The organism is Nocardia jiangxiensis NBRC 101359, assembly GCF_000308615.1.
In the GTDB taxonomy this organism is placed as follows: Bacteria; Actinomycetota; Actinomycetes; order Mycobacteriales; family Mycobacteriaceae; genus Nocardia; species Nocardia jiangxiensis.
The window spans coordinates 167,711-184,583 of sequence record NZ_BAGB01000062.1 but is presented as its reverse complement, the minus strand read 5'-3'; the positions used below and the strand labels follow the sequence as shown (position 1 = coordinate 184,583).

Genomic DNA, 16,873 nt, shown 5'->3' with positions numbered 1-16,873 from the left:
TCGGGGCGGGAATATGAATCAGCACAACTGGTTTCGGCAATACGGCGTCTATCTGCTCCGGCTGTACTGGGAACGGCGCACCTATCGCACGGCCATGGTGCTCGGCGCGGTGACCAGTGTCGTCGGGCTGGCGCAGTTCGCCTTCATGGGCACGTTCCTACAGCACGGCAACACTTTTCCGGAGATAACCCGATACGGCGGGAATATCGTCTCGTACTTCCTGTCCGGCACCGTGTTCACCGGATTCGTCGCGGTCGCCCTGCACGGCTTCAGCCGATACGTGCAGGAGGAGCAGATGACCGGAACTCTGGAATCGGTGGCGGATTCGCCGCCGGGAATCACCCGGATGATGATCTTCTCCGCCGTCACCGGCTGCCTGGCCACCACCATCGGATCGGCCGTGATGATGGGCTTCTTCGAGGTGCTCCTGGGATTTCGTCTCGATGTGAACGTCGGTGCGGTGATCGTGAGCCTGCTGCTGACCTTGGTCGCGCTCGGTGGATTCGGGATGGCCGGTTGCGGAACCGTCCTGGTCACCAAGCGCGGTGATCCGGTGACCTGGTTCGTGGTGACGACGATGACGCTGCTGTCCGGGGTGCTCTACCCGGTGGACGCGCTACCCGGCTGGATGCGTGCGGTGGCTCATTTCCTGCCCACCACGACGGCCCTGGATCTGCTTCGGGCCGCACTGCTCGGCGGGGCGAGCATCCGCAGCATCCTCACCGCGGCAGTGCCATTGGCGCTGTGGGCATGTCTGAGCGTGCCCGCCGGGGCGTTGCTGCTGCGCTGGGGTCTGCGCACGAGCCGGCGACGGGGCTCGCTCGGGCAGTACTGACGCTATCCTTTCGGTCGAGCACTGCTGGTCACCGGACGGGACGTCCGGACGAGCCGTACAGGGGGCGGAGTGGGTCCGATCAACGTCGCCGTCGTGGACGATCAACCCCTGGTGGCCTCGGCCTTCGAGATGCTGCTGGCGGACGAGCCGGATTTCCGCGTCCTGCCCGGCGGGCGGACCGGGCGCGACGCGGTGCGGCTGTGCCGCACCGAACCGGTCGACGTCCTGCTGCTGGACATCCGCATGCCGGAGATGGACGGCGTCACCGCGACCCGGGAGATCACCCGCGCGGGGCCGCGCCCGCGGGTGATCGTGCTGACCACGTTCAACGTCGATGCCTACGTGGTGGACGCGGTCGCTGCGGGCGCTGCCGGATTCCTGCTCAAGGATTGCGAACCGGCCGAACTGCTCGCGGCGATTCGCGCGGTGCACGCGGGCGGTGCGGTGATCTCCCCGACGGCCACCACCCACCTGTTCGACGCGTACCGGCGCGGCCGGACCGCGCCCGAACAGCCGCCCGCGGGACCGGACACCGGGACGCATCAGGCCCTGGTCCGGCTGAGCCCCCGTGAGCTCGACGTGCTCGGCCTGATCGGTACCGGGCACACGAACTCCGAGATCGCCGATCAGCTCTGCATCGCGGAGACGACGGTCAAGACGCATGTGCGTAATCTGCTCACCAAGCTCGGATGCCGGGATCGGGTCGCGCTGGTGGTGCTCGCGCACGCGGCGGGGCTGGTGCGCTGAGGGCTCATCCCGTGGGAGGAGCCCGCCGGCGGATTCGTCCCGCCGGAGGAAGCGGCGAATGTCCCTGTGCGCCGACACTTTTCGGGTGATAGTCGATATGCAGCAGATACGCAAGAAATTCGGTCGGACACAGGCCCTGAGCGATATCACCCTGTCGGTCGCACCCGGGACCGTGTACGGACTGCTGGGGCCGAACGGGGCGGGAAAGTCCACGACGCTGTCCATCCTGCTGGGGTTGCTGCGACCCGACGGCGGGACGCTGCGGTTGTTCGGCCGGGAGTGGAGCCGCCAGGCCCTGGCCGGAATCGGCGCCTCGGTGAACGGACCCAGCTTCTACGGGCATCTGTCGGCTCGCGGGAATCTGCGGGTGCACGCCCATCTGGTCGGCGTCGGTGATCGGGAGATCGATCGCGCTCTGGCGCTGGTGGATCTCACCACGGTCGCGGACCGCCGGGCCGGAGGGTATTCCACCGGTATGAAGACCCGGCTGGCGACCGCGATCGCACTGCTGGGCGATCCGCCCCTGGTGGTGCTCGACGAACCGCAGAACGGCCTGGACCCCGCCGGCATCCGGCAGATGCGCGAGCTGATGCGGTCCATCGCAGCCCAGGGCCGCACGGTGTTGTTCAGCAGCCACGTGCTCTCGGAGGTTGCGGCGACAGCCGACCACATCGGCTGTATCGTGGCCGGGCGCACCGTCTTTCAGGGTACGCTGGCCGAATTCGCGCCCACCGGGAATATCGAGAATTCCTACTTCGAGCTGTGCGGGGTGCGGGCATGAATCCGATGGGTGTCCTGGTTCCCGGATTCTCCGAGACGCTGCGGTCGCAGGCCCGAATCTGGTGTCGCGCACCGCTGCTCGCGCTGCCGGTGGCCGCGGTGGTCTACGTGGCGCTGGCCGTCGGCCTGCAAATGGCCACCGGCACGACGACCTGGGCAGATTCACTCACCCATCTGAACATGTGGGTGGTCGCGGTGGGGCCGCTGTTCGTGGCCGTGCAGACCGGCACGATGGCCGCGCTGGACCGTCGAGCCCGGTCCGGCGGCATCGATTTCCGTGCCGTGCCGCCCGCGACGTTGCGCAACGCACGACTGACGGTGACCGCGACGTGGTGCCTGCTCGCACACGCCGCGGTGCTCGTCGCGACCTGTGTGGCGGGCGTCGCGGCGGCCCAGGTCGGCGCGGGGACGGCGGTCCTGGACGGTGCGCGGCTGCTGGTCGTGCTGTGGGTGCCCTACCTCGGTTACTGCGCGGTGCTGACCGTTGTGGGCGAGATCGCCGGTATGGCGGGATGTGTTGCGGCAGGGCTGGTTTTCAGCGCGCTGGGCACGCTGTATGCCGAGTCGCCGAGCTGGTGTCTGGTCCCGCCGGCGTGGATCGTGCGCCCGGCCCTACCGCTCATCGGCACGCATGCGAACGGCGTCGGCCTGGGCGCCGACCGGATAGCCCACGGCTGGGTGGCGGTGCTGCTCGGTGTGCTCGTCGCGGTGCCGGTGCTGCTGCTCGCGCCCGGCGTGCGCGGCGCGGTCGAATCGGTGCGGTATCGGCTGCCCGGACGGCTCGCGCGGTCCGGCCGCGGTGGCCGAGATCGCCTGCACAACAGTCCGATTCGTGCGCTGACGTTGATTCTGCGCAGTTCCTGGGTGGGCGCGCTGGTGGTGGGCGCCCTCGCGGTGATCATCGTGACGCAGCAGCGGTACCAGCCCGGGGTGGCATACGAATTCTTCGCGCTGCTGGTGCTGCCGATGGGCTGTGCGGTCCTGCCGGCGATCTGGATTCCGCGCCTGCGCAACGGGTTCCGTGCCCTTGCCGTCCGGACCTACGATCCGCGCAAGCTGGTGGTCCGGTTGACGGTGATCCTGCTGGCCACCGAATCGGTCGTCTGCGTCGTCGTCGGAGCGGGTGCGATCCTCGGGGGTCAGCGTCTCGGACTCGCAGTGCAGTGCACCTTCGTCTCGGCGGTGATCGGGGCGATGCTGGTGATGCTGGGCGCGGCCGTCACCGCGGCGGCCGGACGATCGGCCGGACTGCTGGTGGGCGTCGTGGGAACGGTGTTCGGAGCGTTGGTCGGCGGCAGCGGCCTGGCCGGGCAGCTCGGACCGGTCGTCCCGTGGGCGTGGGCGGTCCTGCTGACCCCGGCTCGGGCGATCGTCACCATTCCGATCGCCGCCGTGGTCGCGGTCGCCTGCGCACTGCTGGCCAATCGGGCATTCGCCCGGCAGGTCGCCGGGATGTGAAGTGCGACAAGGTGTTCGGAGTCACCAGTGCTCGGCCGGTTCGGCGTCCCGGGCGCCGACCGGCAGCCGCGCGGCCAGGCGTACCCCGGACCCGGTGGCGGCCACGTCCAGCGTGCCGCCGATCGAGGCCATCCGCTCGCGCAGCCCGGCCAGGCCGCGGCCCGCGTTCAGGTTGTGCGGGACGACGCCGACGTTCTCGACGATCGCCACACACTCGCCGGATTCCAGCGTCACCGCCACCGTCATGGTGGCGGCGGGTCCGGCGTGTTTGATGACGTTGGTGACCGCCTCGCGCACCACGCGCAGCACGGCCAGGCGGGTCGCCGCGGGCCAGGCCCGCTGCCAGGCCGTGAGCGTCTCGTCGGAGGGCAGATCGTCCCGGACGGTGATCCCCGCGGCGCGGGCCCGGCGCACGGTGTCCCGCAGGTCGGTGAAGGAATCCGCGGACGCCGTCCCGTCGTGACCGTCCCGCAGCAGGCCGACCAGATGCCGGACATCGCCGAGGGCGTCCTTGGAGATGTCGGCGACCGTGCGCAGCACCTCGGCGGTCGACTCACCGCGACGCTCGGCGACCACGAGCCCCATGCTGGCCTGTGCCCGCACCGCGGCAAGGGTGTGGCCCAGCACATCGTGCAATTCCGCGGCGATGCGATTGCGTTCCCCGGTCCGGGCCGCTTCGAGTTCGCGATCGTGTGCGGTGCGCACCGCACGTCTGCGGCTGCCCCAGATGAACGCGGCCGACAGCACCACGATGTGGTAGGCCATCGACCACTTGTAGTTCTCGGTCCTGATGGCCGGACTGCCGAGACTCTCCACGATGCCCACCATCAGCCCGGCCGGACCCCACCACCAGGACTGCGCGTATTCGGTGACCGCCATCAACGAGATCGGGGCGAAGATCAGTATCGGCGGGACGCTCAGATAGATGGGCGACAACTGCGCCGTGAGCGCCATGCCGCCGAAGAGTGCACAGGTCAGCACGAATGCCGGGACGGGCCGGGTGCGCCGGATGAACACGGCCAGCGCCACGCCGGTGGCCAACACGGCAAGGCTGACGTACTCGATCGGATGCTCGTGCACCGTCAGGGTGACCAGCAGCCACGACACCGCTGCGAACAACAGCGCGATGATCCCCAGCACGATGTCTGCGCGAGGGATCGCGCGATACACGGCACCCATCGTCCCCCGTTCCGATGACGAGTTGTTGTCGCGGGAAATGATAAAGGCGGCCCACCTGTCGGGGGCCGCCTTCATCGGTCAGATCACTTGCTGATCGGGCACCCGCAGGTCGCGGTCTGCACGGGGCAGGTCTGCATCGCGCCGGTGACGCAGCCGGGAGTACACAGCGAGACGCTGGTGACCTGCTTGGCCGGGCCGTCCAGGCCGATCGAGCGAACCTGGAAGTCGAGATCGAAGTCCGACATTGTTTTCTCCCATCAATTGTTTTCGCGGAAGCCGTTTTTCGCTTCTACGACGAGCCTTCCAGCGCTCGTTCGCACCGCGATCACATCGCAATCGCAGTTGCTCACCCCGCGATATGCACAGCGTCGGACCAGGTTTGGATTCGGCCGCCGAAGTTGGTGGCCGTCACGACGCAGACCACATCCGTCTTGCGCTGTGCCACATCGGCATTCGGGATATCCGCGGAATCGGCTCCCGGTATCGGAGTCATGACCGGAAGCGTCCCCATCCAGCTGAGCGTCGACCAGCCGACCGAGGTGCTCGTGGGCCGGCGTCCGCGGACCGGATCCCACTGCGGCGGATCGCAGTGCAGCGATCCGTTCAGGCGTCGCACGAGGGGCTTGCCGGTGGGGAACGGTTCGAATGCGCCGGGCGATCCGAGGATCCAGTCCTGAAAGGCGGTCGCATCGGCGAACGCCGCGATCGTGGGGCTGCACGGCTTGCCGAGGGTCTCACCGCCGAAGCTGAACAGCCCCGCCAGCTCTGCGCGGCCCGCCCGATAGGTCACCGCGGGACTGCCACTGTCACGCCAGCAGGTGGCGACCGAACGGGTGGCGGTGTCCTGGGCGCACATCACCGACTTCGCGTCGACCGTCGCCGGGGTGCCCGCCGCGCAGTCGGCCTGCGACACCACCGTCAGGTCGCCCCGGTGCAGTATGTCGTCGCGGTAGCCGGGATCCTCGAAACCGACGATCTTGCCGGTATTGCCGTGTGCGAAAAGCGAAATCGTCGTACCGGGCGCGGGACGGCTCGGCGCGATCGGCAGCACGGGCACCCCCGTGACGGGCTTGTCGAGCAGGATCACCGCCAGGTCGTTGCGTGCGCTGGCGGAGCCCACAGCGGGATCGATCGGCGTCGGCAGGACCGTATAGCCCGGAGCCACGACGATTCCCCGCACGCCACGCTCGATGCCGGGATCCTTGGACAGCACGCGCGCGTCGATGTGGATCCGCATCCGGTTGGGATCGACGTCGGCCACACAATGTCCGGCGGTGACCACGCGATCCGGACCGATCAGCGCCCCACCACATTCGGCGGTGTCGAACAGCGAACCCGTGCCGACCGGATCGATGGTCGCGACCCACTGCGCGGTGTTCGGGTCGGTGACGGGAGTCCCGTTCGACATGGCCTGCGCGACTCCCGCCGACGGCAGGATCGCGACCGCGGCCGCGATCCCCGCAGCGAGGCCACAACGCGCCCGATTCCTGCGCATACCGTTCCATCCCAGCCCGTTCGTCATGACATCAGTATCGAAAAGTGCTGTGCCGCAACTCTTCCTCCGAGCGGAGGAAATACGACGAAGGGCTCCTCCCGCAGGAGGAGCCCACCGGGGTGAGAACGCTCAGAGGGTCACCGGATCGCCGTACACCGCGACCGTGTCGTCCGACAGGGCCGATGTGGTGGTCAGGGTGGCATAGGAGCGGATCGCCGCCGGGCCGAGACATCCCTCGATCCTGAGATCGGTCTTGCGGACGCCGATCAGGGCGCGGTAGTTCCGCACTGGGCCCGTCGCGAGCGGGACGTCGATGACCGTTCCCGGGTCGAGTTCGAGCGAGATCTTCTGCTGGATGGCGATGCCCGGATACAGCACGGCCTGAGAGAACTCCGGGGGCCGGTCCGGATGCGGTGTGACCGTGATCGCGGACTTCGGTGCTCCCGCCCCGTTGATACCCAGGACCGAGATCAGGCCGCCGAGGGTGGTCGACAACTTGCCGAGGGCGACCGCGCAGCCGATCTGGTACCCGATGTGAATCGTGCCGTCCCGCAGTCGCGCGCGCCCTCGGCGGGAGAGCGAGGCGTATGCCTCGTCGGTGACCAGGGCCTCACGCGTCGCCGAGACGCCGACGGTGAGCCGTTGCACCTGTTCCGCGCGGGCCCCGATGACGAGTGTGCGGCCGTCCGCGGTGCGAACGGTTCGTTCGTGCGGCGCGACCTTCGTGACCTCGTGCGCATCGGCGCCGGGCACGATATCGGCCGCGGCGGGCGGAAGGTGGAAAGCAAGAAATATCGAGGCGACCACACCGGTCGCGATCGTCAGTCTTGTACGCATGTGCGGCGATCCGTGTCGTCTACAGCGCGATCGGATCGCCGTAGACGGCCACCGAGTCGTTCGCTTCCGAGGACTCCGCCGCGACGACCGTGTACGCGCGAATGGCCGCCGGGCCGACGCAACCGTCGATCTTCACGTGCACATCCCGGTTGGTGACGTACGCCTTGGGGCCTTCGAGGTGCTTCTTGCCCAGCGGCAGATCGACCACCTGTCCGGGCGCGAGGTTCACCGAGAAGCTGGGGCCGATGCTGGCCGAGGGACCGAGGTTCAGCACGGCGCTGGGCGAGAGGATCGCGGCGGTGCCGATGGTCGTCGTGGGCGAGATGGTGATGCCGGGCTCGAAGCCCGCGCTGAACGTCACCCCGGCGGTCACCGAGGTGAGATTCACCGCGCAACCCAGGTGGTATCCGGTCTCGAGCACGACGTCCTTCAGCTTCGTCCCCTTACCGGAGAGGAATCCATAAGACTGATTGGTCACGAAGACCTCACGCGTGCTTCCGATCGAGTTGAGCGGCGCCACCCGGTTCGCCGACTCCTGCTCGTGCCCGACCGTGAGCTTCCAGCCGTCGGGCATGGTCACGCTCTGTTCGTGCGAGGGCAATCGCAGCATCTCGGCACGGGCGGTCGGGACGCCGATCGACAGGGCGGCCGACACGACGGCCACGGACATCAGGAAACCTGCGCGCATTGTGGGTTCTCCCCCAGAATTCGAAGCTGACCGAACCGGACCCGCGTGGCACGGTCGGACTAACGAACCGGAACGCTAAAGGGGCGAAATATCCCTGACAACAAGCGAGTTCGGCGTCGGCGGCAATCGCCGAGGTAAATCCGACCGGACGGATGTACGGTCCGGACGACCGCACTCGCCGTCCGGACGGCCGAGGTCAGACGAGTGCGTCCTCGACGATCAGGGTGCGCAGGCGCCGAGGGTCGAGTTTGCCCGACGGCAGGGTCGGGATTCGGTCGCTCGCGCACACGTGCCAGCGGGTCGGGACCTTGTACGCGGACAGTTGTTCGCGGGTGCGGGCGCGCAGGGAGTCCAGATCGATATCGGGGGCCGCCGGGATGACCACGGCGCAGACCTGTTCGCCGCGGGCCGGGTCCTCGATGCCCAGGACGATGCATTGCCGCACGTCGTCGAAGGATTCGACGACGGCCTCGACTTCTCGCGGGGAGACGTTCGCGCCCCCGACTTGATCAGTTCGCTGGTACGGCCGACGTAGAACAGGCGGGGGTCGTCGGCGATGCGGTACACCAGATCGCCGGTGTGGTACCAGCCGTCGGGGTCGAAGACCTCGGCACGTTCGCGCTTGTTGTAGCCGGCCATCACGCCGCGGCCGCGGATGAGCAGTTCGCCGACGTTCCCGTCGGCCGCCTCGGCGCCGTCCGGCGCGACGATGCGAATCTCGGTGTACGCGAAGCTGCCCGCGGTCTCGGTCAGGCTGCGATGCACCGGAAACTGTTCCGGCACACCGGCCATCGCGATATCGAGCGGTCCGTCCCGCAGCATGGGCGCGCTGGACAGGTCGCGCTCGCCGAAGGTGGGATGTTCGCGCAGCCGCTGGGTGAACGCGGGCCAGCCGATCACCCCGACGGCGCGTTCGCGTTCGATGAGGTCCAGTCCGGCTCCGGGATCGAGCCGCGGCAGCACCAGCAGCGTGACCGGTTCGTGCAGTGCCCCTGTCGCGGCCAGGACGCCGCCGATCCAGAACATCGGCATCGCGCACAGGATGCGCGGCGTGCCCGGCGCGGCGGTGACGTGCCGGATCGCCGCGGGCCAGGTGCTGGTCTGCCGGACCAGGGTGCCGTGCGTGTGCAGCACGCCCTTGGGGTCGGCGGTGGATCCGGAGGTGTGGATCATGATCGCTGGATCCGCCGGTGACACCTCGTTCTCGACCGCGGCGAGGATTTCCGGCGACACCGCGGGCGGGTCGTCGCTCCAGCGGGTCGCCCAGGTGCGGCCCGGGTCCGCGGTAAGCACGACCTCCCGCAGATAGGGCGTCTCGGGCAGTTGCAGTGCACCTGCCGTCGAGGTGCTCAGTCCGGGCAGCGCTGTCTCGAACGTCTCGGCGGTTTCAGTGGTCAGGACCCGGCCTGGTGCGACCAGCAGCTGAATATCCGCCAGCCGCAATACTTTCCGAATCTCGGCCGGGGCGTACATCGTGCTCAGCGGCACCGCCACCGCGCCGATGCGGCTGACCGCGAGCCACCACGTCACCCATTCGGGACCGTTGGTGAAGAACAGTCCGATCCGAGCGCCCTTACCCGCGCCCTTGTACAGCAGGCGACGCGCGATCTGTGCGGAACGCTCGTCCGCCTCGGTGTAGGTGAGTCGATCGTCCGTGGTCACCACATACGGCTCGGGCCCCACCGCCCGGACACGACGTCGCAGCAACTCGGGGATGGTCGAACCCGGCTCGACGTCTGAAACGGACACCCGACCAGCATAGAGCAAAATTCTCCTATTTGGAGAATGTAGTTCTGTTCTACTCAGTCCTCGACCAGTTCCGTTGCGGCAGTATCGGATTCGGCCAACTCCTCGAGCGGCGTATTGCTGGAACGATTCGGCAGCAGCACGGCCATCACGATGACCAGCACCGACAGCCCCGCGGAGACCAGGAATGCCAGCTGCAACCCGTCCAGATTCGCCGAGATCGGATCGGACCCGTGCGCGATCAGCGAGGTCGCGCGGCTGGACATCACCGTGATCACCAGCGCGGTGCCGAAGGCGGCCGCGACCTGCTGCAACGTCCCGAGCATGGAACTGCCGTGCGAGTACAGATGCTGCGGCAGCGCCCCCAGGCTCAGCGTGAACACCGGCGTGAAGGCCGCGGCCAGCGACAACATCAGCAGAATGTGCAGCGCCAGCAGTATCCAGTACGGCGTGGTCAGCGACAGCTGCGTCAGCCCGGCCAGCGCGACGGTGATTCCGATCGAGCCCGGAATCACCAGGAGACGTCCGCCGAACCGGTCGAACACTCGCCCGATGGTCGGGCCGAGCAGCCCCATCGCCAGACCGCCGGGCATGACCAGCAGACCGGTTTCGAGCGGGCTCAGATGCCGCAGATTCTGCAGGTACAGCGGCAGCAGCATGGTCGCGCCGAGCATCGCCAGGAAGGCGACCGACATCAGGATCAGGCCCTTGGTGTACGCGCCGTGCAGCAGTGTGCGCAGGTCCAGCAGCGGAGTTCCGTTGCGCTGCAACCGGATCTGCCGCCAGACGAACGCGCCGATCAGCACGATTCCGGCGACGACGATCAGCACCGGTTCCAGGACGCTGCCCTGACCGAACAGGCTCAACCCGTACACCAGGCCGCCGAATCCCAGCGCCGCGAACACCACGCTGATCCAGTCGATCGAGCCGGTCTCCGGTTCGCCGATGTTCTCCAGTTTCCGCAGCCCCAGCCACGTCACGCTCGCCGCGATCGGCAGTACCAGCACGAAAAGCCAACGCCAGGAAGCGATCTGCAGGACCAGACCGGAGATGACCGGACCCATGGCCGGTGCCACCGAGATGGCCAGGGTGACATTGCCCATGACCCGCCCGCGATCGTGTTCGGACACCACCGTCATCAGCGTGGTCATCAGCAGCGGCATCATCACCGCGGTGCCGCCCGCCTGGACGACGCGTCCGACCAGCAGGAATGCGAAGGAGGGCGAGACCGCCGCGATCGCCGTCCCGGCCAGGAACACGCTCATCGCGATCGTGTAGGCCCGGCGCGTGCTGACCCGCTGCAGGAACCAGCCGGTCACCGGGATGATCGCCGCCATCGCCAGCATGAATGCGGTGGACACCCACTGCGCGGCGATCTCGGTGACGTGCAGATCCGTCATCAGGCGCGGGATCGCGTTGATCATGATGGTTTCGTTCAGGATCACCACGAATGTGGCGAGCACCAGGAGCCGGATGACGACCGGCGTCCGCCGTCCCGTTGGACGAACGTCTAGTTGGGCGGACATCGGGTACCTCCGGAGTGACGATCGGGCATTGAACGATGTGGCCCGGTGCCGGGGATCCGGCATTTTCGGCGCCACCTGAGTACGGACGGGGTTGGTACCCACAACTCATCGGTCGCGCGGAAGTATTCCAGCGATCCCGGCCCGAGTCACTCGGTTTTTTCGGTTGCGGGATCGGCATCCGCGCGCTACCCCGGTGACTGTCGGGTGGTCGTCGCCCAGGTCGGACGTGCTGCACCACCATCGGATTTCACCGCGGGGTACGGTCGCGGTGGCGCTGGGGGATTCGACTGATTTCGTTGCCGGGCGATAGCATGGAGTCTCGGCGCGGTGCTGTCCGTGACGAACGGGATTGCCGCCGCGCCCTCGCCGGACCTTCGACTATCGGAGCAGATTCATGGCCGCAGAGTTCTTCCGGATCTCGGGCTTGGACAATATCGTCGCCGAGCGCGGCCCGACCGCACTGCGGATCGTGGTCGGCGGACAGCTGCGCAAACTGCGCGTCGCGGCCGATATCAGTCCGGAACAGGCCGGGGATCGCATTCGCGGTTCGCATGCCAAGATCAGTCGGCTCGAGTTGGGGCGCACGAGTTTCAAGGAACGCGACGTCCGGGATCTGCTGAATCTGTACGGGGTGCGTGATCCCGCCGAGGTCGAGTCCTTCCTCCGGCTCGTCCGCCGGGCCAACGAACCCGGGTGGTGGCATCGCTACGGCGATCTGATGCCCTCCTGGTTCGAGACCTACCTCGGGCTCGAGCACGCGGCGTTGTCCATCCGAACCTTCGAGGCGCAATTGGTGCCGGGTCTGTTGCAGACCGAGGCGTACGCGCGTGCGGTGGTCGCGCTCGGGCACGAGAACGTCGAGGCGACTCGTCGCGTGGAGCTGCGTAAACGTCGTCAGGAACTGCTCGATCGCGCCAGCGGTCCGACGCTGTGGGCCATTCTGGACGAGTCGGTGTTGCATCGCCCGATCGGCAGTACGAAAGTGCTGCGCGATCAGCTCGAACATCTGGTGCGGATGACCGAGGACAACCTGCGCGTCACGATCCAGGTGCTGCCGTATTCCGCGGGCGGGCATGCGGCCCTTGGTGGTTCGTTCACCATGCTGCGCTTCGCCGAGGACGAACTCCCCGACATGGTCTACACCGAACAGCTGACCAGTTCGCTGTATCTGGACCGCCAGAACGATCTGGAGAACTACCGCCGCGTCATGGACCGGATCAGCGTCCAGGCCGAGACCCCCGATCGCTCGCGCGAGATCTTGCGTGCGGCGGCCGCGCAGCTCTGAGCGGTGTCATCCCGTGCGGCGGAACACCACCCATCGCATCGCGCAGTACATGAACGCCGCCTCGCAGGCACCGGACGCGATGCGGGCCAGGTGGTACTCCACGCCCAGGGCCGACAGCGCCGCGGACACCCCGAGGATGAACGCGAGATAGTTCAGGATGACGGCGCCGATGTACACCGCGAGCTGCGGCCCCACCGCGGAGTGTGAGCGGAAGTTCAGCGTCCGGTTCAGCACGTAACTCACCCCGAACGCGCACCCGTATGCCACCGTGACCGCGATCGGCACCGGCCATCCCAGTCCGCTGCGCAGCAGCGTCAACAACAGCAGATCGATCCCGAAGGTCCCGCTGTTGATCACCGCGAACCCCAGAAGGGTCGGCGCCACAACGGTATTCAGCCCGAACGGCAGCCGCGCGACCACCACCTCGCAGGCCCGGTGGAACCGTGCGACCACCCGCGTCGATTCCGTCTTCGCCACAGCGTGCACGTCGCCAAGCTGCCAGTGCGAGGTTGTGCGTGGGTGACCGGTTCGCAAACGACACCTGAACTGCGGGACGATCTTCCCAGGAGCGATAAACGGAACCATCCGCCACCGCGGTGCGATGCCTGGGGTGCTGTGGTGACTGTTGTCGAGATCACCGCGCGGGTCCGAGTAGGCAGCGGTGTCGAGCAGTTGGTGCGTCATCCGCGACTGCCGAAAGCGACCTCGTGCTCGTATCGGTGGCCGCGGCCGCCACGGAAGCCGTGATTCAGCCGAAAGGCGTTACCAGCAAAGGGATTCGGCGTAGGTCATCGAGGGTGTAGATGCCCGCGAGGGCGCTGACGGCGCGCATGCAGACGGCGAAGTCGGCCTCGCCGGGATCGAGGTAGTCGAATGCGACGGTGCCCGCCGCCTCGAATGCGGCGCGCAGATCGGCCGGCATGTCGGCGAGGTCGGTCTCGAGTACGAGGTCGTCCACGTTGACCCAGAGGATTTCCTCGCCGTCGGCGCAGTACATGAGGCTGGCGTCCGCATTGATGGAGAAGTAGCTCATGGCGGCGATTCGCCCGTCGGCGGACAGCGCCGCCACATCCTCGGTGGCGCCGAAATCGTCGTAGACGAAGGTCCATTCGCCGATCCGGCCCGCCAACAGAGCTGTGGAGGAGTCACGCATCGCGTCTCCGAGTGCCGCCCGGGGCGCAGACATGCGCTCCGGCTTGTGGTCCGGTAGTTCGCACGCCTGGAACAGGCGCGGCTTCGCGCCGAGCACCTCCAGCGCCTCGGCCGGTTCGAGCCCTTTGACCACGTGCACGCAGTGGTTCGGGTCATCGTCCTCCAAGCCGCTGATCCACAGCGGAAAGCCTTCGTCGTCAAGCGTATTCGGCGGGAACCCCGGTGTCGTCATACCAACCTCATCTCTCGATCGACCGGGACCATACCCGAGCGCTGTGACAAGTTCGGGTCCATGATCGGTGCGCCGAAAAACCATCGGTTCGGCTCGGCCGATATCGAGAATCTGGTGCTGGCGTGCGAGTTACGCATTCCTCGTTTCGGCAGCTCGGAAATCCGTATCGAAGAATGGAACTCCGTGCTCAAGCTGCGGGGGACACCCGGGAACGCAGGTTGCGTAGTGACGTGGGGAGGAACGGTTCGGGGTTGCGGGGGGTGGCCAGGACGTACCACGCGACGAGTAGCACGCTCAACCAGACGTAGGTGTCGCCGTAGATGTGTTGCCAGGCGGTCCAGGCGAATTCGCGGTTGTCGTCGCCGGGGAGTTGGTTCTGGGGGCCGATGACGAAGATCACGGCGGTGGCGAGGGTGACCGCGTACCAGATGAGGGCCGTGCGGAGGGGGAGTTTGGTGGCTGCGCCCACGGCGGCGAGGAGGGCGGGGGCGGTCCACACCCAGTGGTGCGACCAGGAGATGGGGGAGACCAGGAGGGTGAAGACCGCGTTGAAGGACATCGCCAGGGGCGGGTTGTCGATCGCGCGGCGCATGGCGGCGACGACCAGGACCAGCAGGACCAGGCTCAGCACCACCCACAGGCCGGTGAAGGCCGGTTCGGGGACCTGTAGCCGGGCCAGCACGCCCTGGATCGACTGGTTGGTGTGGAAGGCCGAGCCGCTGAGCCCGGACACGTTGCCCATGCCGCCGAACCAGTACCGCACCGATTCGTGCGGCATCAGCGCGAAGGCCAGCGCACTGGCCGCGGCGCCGGTGATCGCGGCGGTGATCGCCGCCTTGTAGTCGCGGCGGACCAGGAAGTAGAGGACGAATGCGGCCGGGGTGAGCTTGATCGCGGCCGCGAGGCCGACGCCGATGCCGCGTTTCCACTTCGGCTTCTCGGTCAGGCAGTCCGCGGCGACGAGCACCATCAGGATCAGATTGACCTGGCCGAAGTCCAACGTCGAATGAATCGGTTCGAGCAGCATGCCCAGCGGCGCCGCACAGGCCGCCGCCCACAACACGAGCTCGGTTCCGCCGTAACCCCACAGCCGTCGCGCGGCCAGATAGATCGTGACCGCCATCGCCAGTGTCGAGACGATGAAGAAACTGAGCTGCGCGGCGTTCCACGGCAGCAGGGCGAACGGGCCCAGCGCGATCGCCGCGAACGGTGGATAGATGAACGGCAGACTGATGTCGAGCGTGGTCTTGGGCAGCGACCCGTACATGTCGACCCCGTGCATGGCGGCCTGCACCCCGAGCCGATACACCTGCAGATCGATGAATCCGCGGCTGATCGGCTTCAACGGCCACGACGGAAAGACCAGCCACAGCACCGAAACGGTGAGCAGAGTCGGCGGAGCCAGCCAGGCGACACGACGCATGCGGCGGGTGGCGGTTGGCTGACGAACGGAGGCCGTGACACTAACCATCCGGTAAGAGGTTACCTGCTGTCCACCGGCCCCATCGCACCCCCGTCGGATCGATCGGGCCGCCCTATCAGGCGGGTCCGACCCGTAGCATCGGAAAAGCTATGACGATCATCCGACCACGGCGCCGGACCGATGAGGCGCCGCTGGTGCTGACGACCGAGCCGCCACGCAGCCTGTCCTTTGCCGATCAGACCGCCTTCTGGGCCAATCTCGGGGTGAGCCTCATCGGCTTCACCGGGGCGGTGTACGTATTGCAGCCCGCCGGGCATCCGCAGTTGCCGATCCTGGGGGCACTGCTGGCGACGATTCTGGGGACCGTGCTCGGCACCGGGATGGTGGTCGCGGCCGGTGCGGTCGGGGCGCGCACGGGTGCTCCGGCAATGGCGAATTTTCGCGGGCTGTTCGGGACGAAGCTGTCCTATCTACCGACCCTCGCCAATATCGTGCAGTGCATCGGGTGGGGTGTGTTCGAGCTGACGGTCATCGCGGGCGGAGCCCTGGCGCTGACCCACGGGCGGGTCGCGCATGCGCCGGTGATCATCGCGGCCGGCGTGCTGTGTACCGCGATGTCCATCTGGCCGCTGCGGGTGCTGCATATTCTGCGCCGGTATGTGACTGTGGCCGTGGCGATCTCGATGCTCTACTTCACCGTGCAGCTGCTGCGCAATCCGCTGCCGCCGGTGCACGGCACGTCGTGGAGCGGATTCTTCCCCGGTGTGGACACCGCGTTGGCCGTGGCGGTGTCGTTCGTGCCGTTGGCCGCGGACTACACCCGGCACGCGCGGTCCGCCCGCGCCGCCTCGGGCGCTGCGATGCTGGGGTATTCGGTGGCGCAGACCTGGTGTTATCTCCTGGGTGTCGTCGCGTTGATCCAGGTGGGCGGCGACCCGAACCGGATCTTCGACACCTTCCTGGGCGTCGGGGCGGGGTGGGTTTTCTTCACGATTCTGGTGTTGCGTGAATCGGATCAGTCCTTCGCCAACGTCTATTCCACGGCGATGTCGCTGCAGAATCTGCTGCCTCGGGTGGACCGCCGGATCCTCGCGGGCGCGGTCGGTGCGCTGGCGACCGTGCTGGCGCTGGGCGTGCACGATTTCACCGGATTCTCGAATTTTCTGCTGTTGATCGGCTCGGTGTTCGTCCCGCTGTGCGCGGTGCTGGTGGTGGACTACTTCTTCGGCCGCGGCCGACGCGGCTGGAATCTGGACGACAACGCTCCGGCCCGCCCGTTCATGCTGCTGCCGTGGCTGCTGGGTTTCGCCGTCTATCAGCTGCTCAATCCCGGATCGATCAGCTGGTGGGCACAGCTGTGGATGCACGCCCAGAACGTTCTGGACGTGCATCCGGGCTGGTGGTCCTCGGCATCGCTGTTCTCCTTCGTCGTCGCGGGCCTGGCCACCGGTGTGCTGGTGCTCGCCGAACGCCGGTTCGCCCGTGCGTGA

Annotated in this window: 15 protein-coding genes and 1 pseudogene; 6 read left to right on the top strand and 10 right to left on the bottom strand. The window is 67.5% G+C overall.

Annotation, left to right across the window (positions count from 1 at the left end; translation table 11 throughout):
* The first annotated feature begins 13 nt into the window (after positions 1-13).
* The 4 genes from ON40_RS27995 (at position 14) to ON40_RS27980 (ending at position 3,820) form a co-directional block, all read left to right on the top strand.
* Positions 14-835 (top strand): ABC transporter permease, encoded by an 822-nt coding sequence (locus tag ON40_RS27995; protein WP_040827737.1) that lies wholly within the window; start codon positions 14-16, stop codon positions 833-835.
* 93 nt (positions 836-928) lie between these two features.
* Positions 929-1,582: a response regulator gene (locus ON40_RS27990; RefSeq protein ID WP_245568019.1), complete on the top strand. Its 654-nt coding sequence runs from the start codon at positions 929-931 to the stop codon at positions 1,580-1,582.
* Positions 1,583-1,640: 58 nt separating this feature from the next.
* Positions 1,641-2,363: an ABC transporter ATP-binding protein gene (locus ON40_RS27985; RefSeq protein WP_174435079.1), complete on the top strand. Its 723-nt coding sequence runs from the start codon at positions 1,641-1,643 to the stop codon at positions 2,361-2,363.
* On the top strand, positions 2,360-3,820 hold the full coding sequence (locus ON40_RS27980; protein ID WP_157186441.1) for an ABC-2 family transporter permease: 1,461 nt from the start codon (positions 2,360-2,362) through the stop codon (positions 3,818-3,820). Before ON40_RS27985 ends, ON40_RS27980 begins: the two co-directional genes overlap by 4 nt.
* 21 nt (positions 3,821-3,841) lie before the next feature.
* Here the strand turns inward: ON40_RS27980 and ON40_RS27975 are convergent, their stop codons facing one another.
* The 7 genes and pseudogenes from ON40_RS27975 to ON40_RS27950 form a co-directional block, all read right to left on the bottom strand.
* The gene (locus tag ON40_RS27975; RefSeq protein ID WP_040827729.1) at positions 3,842-4,999 is read right to left on the bottom strand and encodes a sensor histidine kinase; all 1,158 of its coding nucleotides are present in this window, start codon (positions 4,997-4,999) and stop codon (positions 3,842-3,844) included.
* 83 nt (positions 5,000-5,082) lie between these two features.
* Complete coding sequence (locus tag ON40_RS50180) at positions 5,083-5,244, bottom strand: gallidermin/nisin family lantibiotic (RefSeq protein WP_083895979.1); 162 nt, start codon at positions 5,242-5,244, stop codon at positions 5,083-5,085.
* A 101-nt stretch (positions 5,245-5,345) separates the two neighbouring features.
* Positions 5,346-6,521: a S1 family peptidase gene (locus ON40_RS27970; RefSeq protein ID WP_063713099.1), complete on the bottom strand. Its 1,176-nt coding sequence runs from the start codon at positions 6,519-6,521 to the stop codon at positions 5,346-5,348.
* A gap of 102 nt (positions 6,522-6,623) precedes the next feature.
* The gene (locus tag ON40_RS27965; RefSeq protein ID WP_040827727.1) at positions 6,624-7,331 is read right to left on the bottom strand and encodes an MspA family porin; all 708 of its coding nucleotides are present in this window, start codon (positions 7,329-7,331) and stop codon (positions 6,624-6,626) included.
* A gap of 19 nt (positions 7,332-7,350) precedes the next feature.
* Complete coding sequence (locus ON40_RS27960) at positions 7,351-8,019, bottom strand: MspA family porin (RefSeq protein ID WP_040827725.1); 669 nt, start codon at positions 8,017-8,019, stop codon at positions 7,351-7,353.
* Positions 8,020-8,215: 196 nt separating this feature from the next.
* Positions 8,216-9,768, bottom strand: a pseudogene (locus ON40_RS27955) (class I adenylate-forming enzyme family protein).
* Between the two features lie 53 nt (positions 9,769-9,821).
* The gene (locus ON40_RS27950) at positions 9,822-11,291 is read right to left on the bottom strand and encodes an MDR family MFS transporter (protein ID WP_040827723.1); all 1,470 of its coding nucleotides are present in this window, start codon (positions 11,289-11,291) and stop codon (positions 9,822-9,824) included.
* Positions 11,292-11,685: 394 nt separating this feature from the next.
* Between ON40_RS27950 and ON40_RS27945 the strand changes: the two genes are divergently transcribed.
* Complete coding sequence (locus ON40_RS27945; RefSeq protein ID WP_040827721.1) at positions 11,686-12,576, top strand: Sco1979 family transcriptional regulator; 891 nt, start codon at positions 11,686-11,688, stop codon at positions 12,574-12,576.
* Positions 12,577-12,582: 6 nt separating this feature from the next.
* Here the strand turns inward: ON40_RS27945 and ON40_RS27940 are convergent, their stop codons facing one another.
* From ON40_RS27940 to ON40_RS27930, 3 genes are all read right to left on the bottom strand, one after another.
* Positions 12,583-13,053, bottom strand: coding sequence for a GtrA family protein (locus ON40_RS27940; protein WP_040827899.1), 471 nt, complete (start codon positions 13,051-13,053; stop codon positions 12,583-12,585).
* 271 nt (positions 13,054-13,324) lie between these two features.
* Positions 13,325-13,960 carry a DUF6461 domain-containing protein gene (locus ON40_RS27935; RefSeq protein ID WP_040827719.1) on the bottom strand — a complete coding sequence of 212 codons (636 nt, stop codon included), beginning with the start codon at positions 13,958-13,960 and terminating at the stop codon, positions 13,325-13,327.
* Positions 13,961-14,147: 187 nt separating this feature from the next.
* The gene (locus tag ON40_RS27930; protein WP_083895978.1) at positions 14,148-15,431 is read right to left on the bottom strand and encodes a glycosyltransferase 87 family protein; all 1,284 of its coding nucleotides are present in this window, start codon (positions 15,429-15,431) and stop codon (positions 14,148-14,150) included.
* Positions 15,432-15,532: 101 nt separating this feature from the next.
* Here ON40_RS27930 and ON40_RS27925 point away from each other — a divergent pair, with 101 nt between their 5' ends.
* The gene (locus tag ON40_RS27925; RefSeq protein ID WP_040827717.1) at positions 15,533-16,873 is read left to right on the top strand and encodes a purine-cytosine permease family protein; all 1,341 of its coding nucleotides are present in this window, start codon (positions 15,533-15,535) and stop codon (positions 16,871-16,873) included.